Annotated in this window: 6 protein-coding genes; 2 read left to right on the top strand and 4 right to left on the bottom strand. The window is 39.3% G+C overall.

The annotated features are described in order from the left end of the window. Window positions 1-1,029, bottom strand: a 1,029-nt coding sequence (locus tag VK097_RS13640; RefSeq protein ID WP_324212348.1) for a transglycosylase domain-containing protein, incomplete at its 3' end; no start/stop codon positions are given. 177 nt (window positions 1,030-1,206) lie between these two features. Between VK097_RS13640 and VK097_RS13645 the strand changes: the two genes are divergently transcribed. Further along, window positions 1,207-1,707 carry an antibiotic biosynthesis monooxygenase family protein gene (locus tag VK097_RS13645; RefSeq protein WP_324212349.1) on the top strand — a complete coding sequence of 167 codons (501 nt, stop codon included), beginning with the start codon at window positions 1,207-1,209 and terminating at the stop codon, window positions 1,705-1,707. Between the two features lie 733 nt (window positions 1,708-2,440). Here VK097_RS13645 and VK097_RS13650 read toward each other — a convergent pair. The 3 genes from VK097_RS13650 to VK097_RS13660 form a co-directional block, all read right to left on the bottom strand. After that, window positions 2,441-2,923 carry a thioredoxin family protein gene (locus VK097_RS13650; RefSeq protein WP_324212350.1) on the bottom strand — a complete coding sequence of 161 codons (483 nt, stop codon included), beginning with the start codon at window positions 2,921-2,923 and terminating at the stop codon, window positions 2,441-2,443. Beyond that, the gene (locus VK097_RS13655; protein WP_324212351.1) at window positions 2,923-3,354 is read right to left on the bottom strand and encodes a disulfide oxidoreductase; all 432 of its coding nucleotides are present in this window, start codon (window positions 3,352-3,354) and stop codon (window positions 2,923-2,925) included. The genes VK097_RS13650 and VK097_RS13655 overlap by 1 nt, the downstream gene beginning before the upstream one ends. 168 nt (window positions 3,355-3,522) lie before the next feature. Further along, a complete protein-coding gene (locus VK097_RS13660) occupies window positions 3,523-4,176 on the bottom strand; it encodes a phosphatase PAP2 family protein (protein WP_324212352.1) in 654 nt (217 codons plus the stop codon). Window positions 4,177-4,273: 97 nt separating this feature from the next. Here VK097_RS13660 and VK097_RS13665 point away from each other — a divergent pair, with 97 nt between their 5' ends. Continuing rightward, entirely contained in the window at window positions 4,274-4,708 is a 435-nt protein-coding gene (locus VK097_RS13665) for a ferritin-like domain-containing protein (RefSeq protein ID WP_324212353.1), read from the top strand. Window positions 4,709-4,932: the final 224 nt, after the last annotated feature.

The raw sequence follows: 4,932 nt of genomic DNA on the forward strand, positions 1-4,932 counted from the left end.
TTTCCCGGTATTTTGATCCATCATGACAAAAGCACCTTCAATACCCGCTGTATTTCCCGGGAAATAGTCCTCTTTTTTAAATTCTTCGTAAGCAATTTGTTGAATTGTCTCATCTATATTGACAACAATCCGATAACCGCCTCTTTTTAATTCATCAATCGACAAATGATGTTGATCTGCCGCTTCTTTCATCACTAAATCAATATAACCGGCAACAGATGGAATTATTTCCCTTTTATACACATCCAACCCTAACGTCTTCCCCTGTTCTTTAAGACGTGTCTCCGTATCGATAATCCCAACATTTTCCATTGATTGAAGTACAACATTTCTTCTTTTCAATGCTTTCTCCGGATGTTCTGTCGGTGAATAACCATTCGGTGCTTTAGCAAGCCCGGCCAACATCGCACCTTCAGAGAGCGATAATTCTTGTACTGATTTAGAGAAGAAACGTTGGGATGCTTTTTCTACACCATAAACCCCTTGACCGAAATACATCTGATTTAAGTATAATTCCAATATACGATCCTTCGAAAGTTGACGCTCCAAATAAACAGCCGCCATCACTTCCTTTGTTTTTCTCATCCATGACTTATCATTAGATAAAAATAGATTTTTTGCTAATTGCTGGGTTATCGTACTTGCACCTTCTACTTTACTCATCGCAATAATATCTTTGTAAACGGCACGGGCAACTGATTTAAAATCGACGCCTCTATGATTGTAAAAACGCCGATCCTCGATCGCAATAAATGCTTTTTGGACATGATCCGGTATGTCCTCAATAGCTACAAGCGAACGATTCTCGTTATATAACTCACCTATTATTTTTCCATCAGCAGTTTCTATTGTTGTTGTTGCATCTAAAATTAACTGTTCGTCATCCACTACAAGGTTACCGCCGAATAAAATAGCTGCATATCCTGCCAGTGCAACAGCAACAATAAATGCCGAAATAAACAATAACCATTTTATTTTTCCCGGCGAAGAAAATATTCTTTTTTTATCCATTTGATTATTACTATTCATCTGTTCACCTCAACACATGATTGAACTTCAACCATCTCCGTTCATTATACGACAAAATGCGGCAATCCGAAAGTTATAACACACATTACTAATTAATAATCACTATAAAGTGGTAAGGCTTGACTAACGCTACCAGGGATGAGGTATTATGGGAAGTAATTGAAGGGGGTTATTAAAATGAAGGCATTTATGACAAATGGAACCTTGGACGTGCTGAAAAGTATCGCTAAAAAACATCCGGACATCGATTTTTATTACATGAATAGTGACACAAGCTCACTAGCTTATTATGAAGATAAAGCGAGAAATGTTTTCTCTTCAGGAAGAGCGTATGAAGTGCTTATTACCAAAGGAAAGATTCAAGAAGAAGGTTATATTGTAATGAACAATATCCCTGTAACAGATGAAGGTCAACCGATTTTTGAAGACCGTTTCAAACAACGGCAGGATGAAGTGGACGCCATGCCGGGATTCCAGGCTTTTCGTTTACTACGTCCTTTAGAAGGCAATACCTATGTTGTATTTACCCAATGGGCTTCTGAACAAGACTTTACTAACTGGAAAAACTCTGATCAATTTAAGGAATCACACAAAGGGCAAGCAACTAAACCACCGGCATACTTTGCTGACCGTCCTTTCATCACGAGCTACCATATGATCGACCAGGAGGAAGAGTAAAAGTAGACTCTTTTCTAAGATTGGGATTGGGATTGGGATTGGGACTGGGACTGGGACTGGGACTGCGATTACTCGCCCCATCGAAGAGCATTTACGGTTACTCGTCCCACCGAAAAGAATTATTGTTTTTGACACAAAATCTATAAACTGCGACGTAACTTCTATTTATGTTAGATCTGTAGCGCTAATAATGGAAACAAGTTACCTAGCCGGCGCAGCCCGTATACACTTCGCTTTCCGGGGGCGGCTGTTGAGCCTCCTCGTGCTACGCACTGTGGGGTCTCACCGATGCCTCTCTTCCCATTGTAGCAAGGAAGGCCGACTAAAGGCGGGCTTTGCGCCCAACGCGGGCATACCCCTATGAAGGGGCATGTAAACGGGCTGCTGGTATAGCGTTTGCTAATAACAGAGTTCTTTAGCTAAATGAAATGACAAAGTATTCTTCCATAATGAGCTTTACCAGTCCGGGTGAGTGGAGGGTGGTGACTCCTGCGGAAATAGCACGTGTCCGAAGACCCCGCAGAGTGGTTTTCTCGAGGAGGCTGAGGCCGTGCCCGCGGAAAGCATACACCCGAAGCGATCCCGGACGGTAGCAACACCACATACTTTTGGAAATCAACTCGATTTTACGTCGCAGTTTACATCAAATACGAGGATTAATAATAACAAAATTTACGAAAGAGCTAGAAAGTAAAAATCTAACCAGCCCAATGCTGGTTAGATTTTTATTACCTTATTCATCTAATACATATTCATCAAAAAACGCCTGTAAACCTTGTTGATTTTGCTGTCCACTGATCCTGCCAACTTCTTTTCCGTTTTCATACCGTACTAAAGTTGGTGTTCCTTCAATACCATATGTATTCCATTTATCATCAAATTCAAGGAGATTCAACTTTTTTACATCAACATCCAAATCTTCCGCTAACGGCACAAGTTCCGGTGTTGTTTTTTGACAATAGCCACATGTTGGACTGTAGAAATATACAGTTAAATCTTCCTGATTATCCAGCTTCTCATCTAAATCATCCGGTGTAATCTGGTTCTGATAGAGTGGGTCATCCAATTGATCAATTGTCTCCTGCTCAAGATTGGTTTTCCCGTATGGATTGTCATTATCATTTACTGCTTTTTTATTTTTACTATCAACTACGAAATATAGAGCACCAAACAAAATAACAATAACACCTATAAATATTAACATCTTCTTTCCCATTATGCGTTCCTCCCTTGTTGTCTCAGCAAAAATATATGTAGAACAAAAATTAAAATAAAAGCTGTTCCGGCTAGAAATGGTATCGTTACAAACCCAAAATAATTCACATACTGTAAATTACATGGCACAACACCGCACATACCACCAGACTCTTGTAATGCGGGCAATTTTTGAATCATATAATGATAGATAGATACAAATATGCCGATTCCACTTAATATTAATCCCGGTAAAGCAATGTATACATTTTTCTTTAGTGCTGCAACGCCGTAAATAACGACTAGCGGATACATAAGAATACGCTGTATCCAGCATAATTCACACGGTTCATAGCCCATTACTTCCGAATAAAACACACTACCCATCATTGCTAGTAGCGCAATTGCCCAAACCAGCATCATTAATGTTTCACTTGACTTGATATTTTCCATATCGGTTTACACCTCTAATAATTGGTCACTTGTATTATACAAGTGTTCTTTCCAAAAAACAAAAATGAGGACTGCAAAAAACCTTCTCTTGAATAAGAAATTTGTATGAAAACATGAAAATAAACTGTTTAAACGTTACTAATTCAGTCCTTTTTTTATTTATTTATCTCAGATAAAGGAAGCATCATTTGATCTTCGTTTTTGTATTAACTCAAACAAATAAACCATCCCCGTCAAGTATAGTCCCCCGATCGTAAACCCTGCTATAACATCTGTTAAATAATGCACATTGATGATATATCTGCTTATGCCAATCAAAAAAACAAGCAATGCGAAAGCTATTTTTATGCCCAATACCGTTTTCTGTGATGTGATCTTCTTTACAATGAAGTATACGAACAATCCATAACAAACAAGGGAAGTCATCGCATGTCCGGACGGAAAACTATACCCTTCCGCATTTGCTTCGAGTAAAATACGCGGACGCTCTCTTTCAACCAGTCCCTTTATGAGCGTGTTTAACAGATGGCTTCCAAGCGTTCCACTCGCAAACAAAAAACCTGCAAGCCAATCCTGCAACAAATACCATAGAAAAAGACTCATAATAATCGTAAACGGAAGTAAAAAAGACTTCGATCCTAATTCAGTTATCCAGCGAAAAATCAGATAGACTGTTGAATCCGCTATATTAGCCACAAATCCCCTTGACCACTGATCAACATATGGAACTACTCCTGCCATAATTTTAACATTCCAAATGATAAAGATCATGAACATAACGACAGCTAATCCAATAATAAAGTAAATACTTTTTCTAGACAATTGCGCTAACCTCTCTCCAAATCGACTATTCTAACGTTTTAAAAAGATTCATAAGGGTATTGTACTATATACTTCAAATTAAAGGTTGGGATCAAACATGGATAAACAATTACAGGAATTAATTGATGGTTTAAATGTGGACTTAGCACATGAATACGGTGCAGCAATTCAATATACTTATAGTGCATCGGTTGTTTCCGGACTATACCGTTCCGCACTGAAACCGTTTTTCGAAAGCGAAATTACCGATGAACTTGGTCATGCATTATATTTATCGGAAAAAATAGCGTCTCTCGGCGGCACACCGACAACAGATTCAGCAGAGGTCGAACAGCCGACAGAAGTGAAACCTTTACTGGAAGCTTCCTTAAAAGCGGAAAAAGAAACGATCGAACGCTATGAAAAACGTATAAAACAAGCTGAAGCACTAGGATTTACAGAGCTTGTCGTCAAACTGGAAGATGTCATTGCAGACGAAACACATCACAAGGAAGAGATCGAACGGTTACTGCAGGATCCGAAATTTGCATAAACTCCCCTACTTGAAGGGCTGGGACATAACTAAAGTGTTTAACTTTAAAGGCGAATAAAGCACAGACTTAGCGTAGGAAATATACGTAGACTCCTGTGGGAGGAAAGGCATAGGTGAGACACCGAAGTGCGGTAGCACAAGGGGGCTCACCAGCCGCCCACGGAAAGCGAAGTGTATTTCCGGAGCGGGTTATTTGCACCAATCATGTTCGCATTTTATTTGAT

The sequence above is a fragment of the Lentibacillus sp. genome, assembly GCF_035301675.1.
Classification (GTDB): Bacteria; Bacillota; Bacilli; order Bacillales; family Amphibacillaceae; genus Lentibacillus.

What these genes read in the sequence shown, in the direction of transcription:
- VK097_RS13665 (WP_324212353.1), top strand. Translation starts at nt 4,274, where the DNA reads ATGGATAAACAATTACAGGAATTAATTGATGGTTTAAATGTGGACTTA.
- VK097_RS13650 (WP_324212350.1), bottom strand. Translation starts at nt 2,923, where the DNA reads ATGGGAAAGAAGATGTTAATATTTATAGGTGTTATTGTTATTTTGTTT.
- VK097_RS13655 (WP_324212351.1), bottom strand. Translation starts at nt 3,354, where the DNA reads ATGGAAAATATCAAGTCAAGTGAAACATTAATGATGCTGGTTTGGGCA.
- VK097_RS13645 (WP_324212349.1), top strand. Translation starts at nt 1,207, where the DNA reads ATGAAGGCATTTATGACAAATGGAACCTTGGACGTGCTGAAAAGTATC.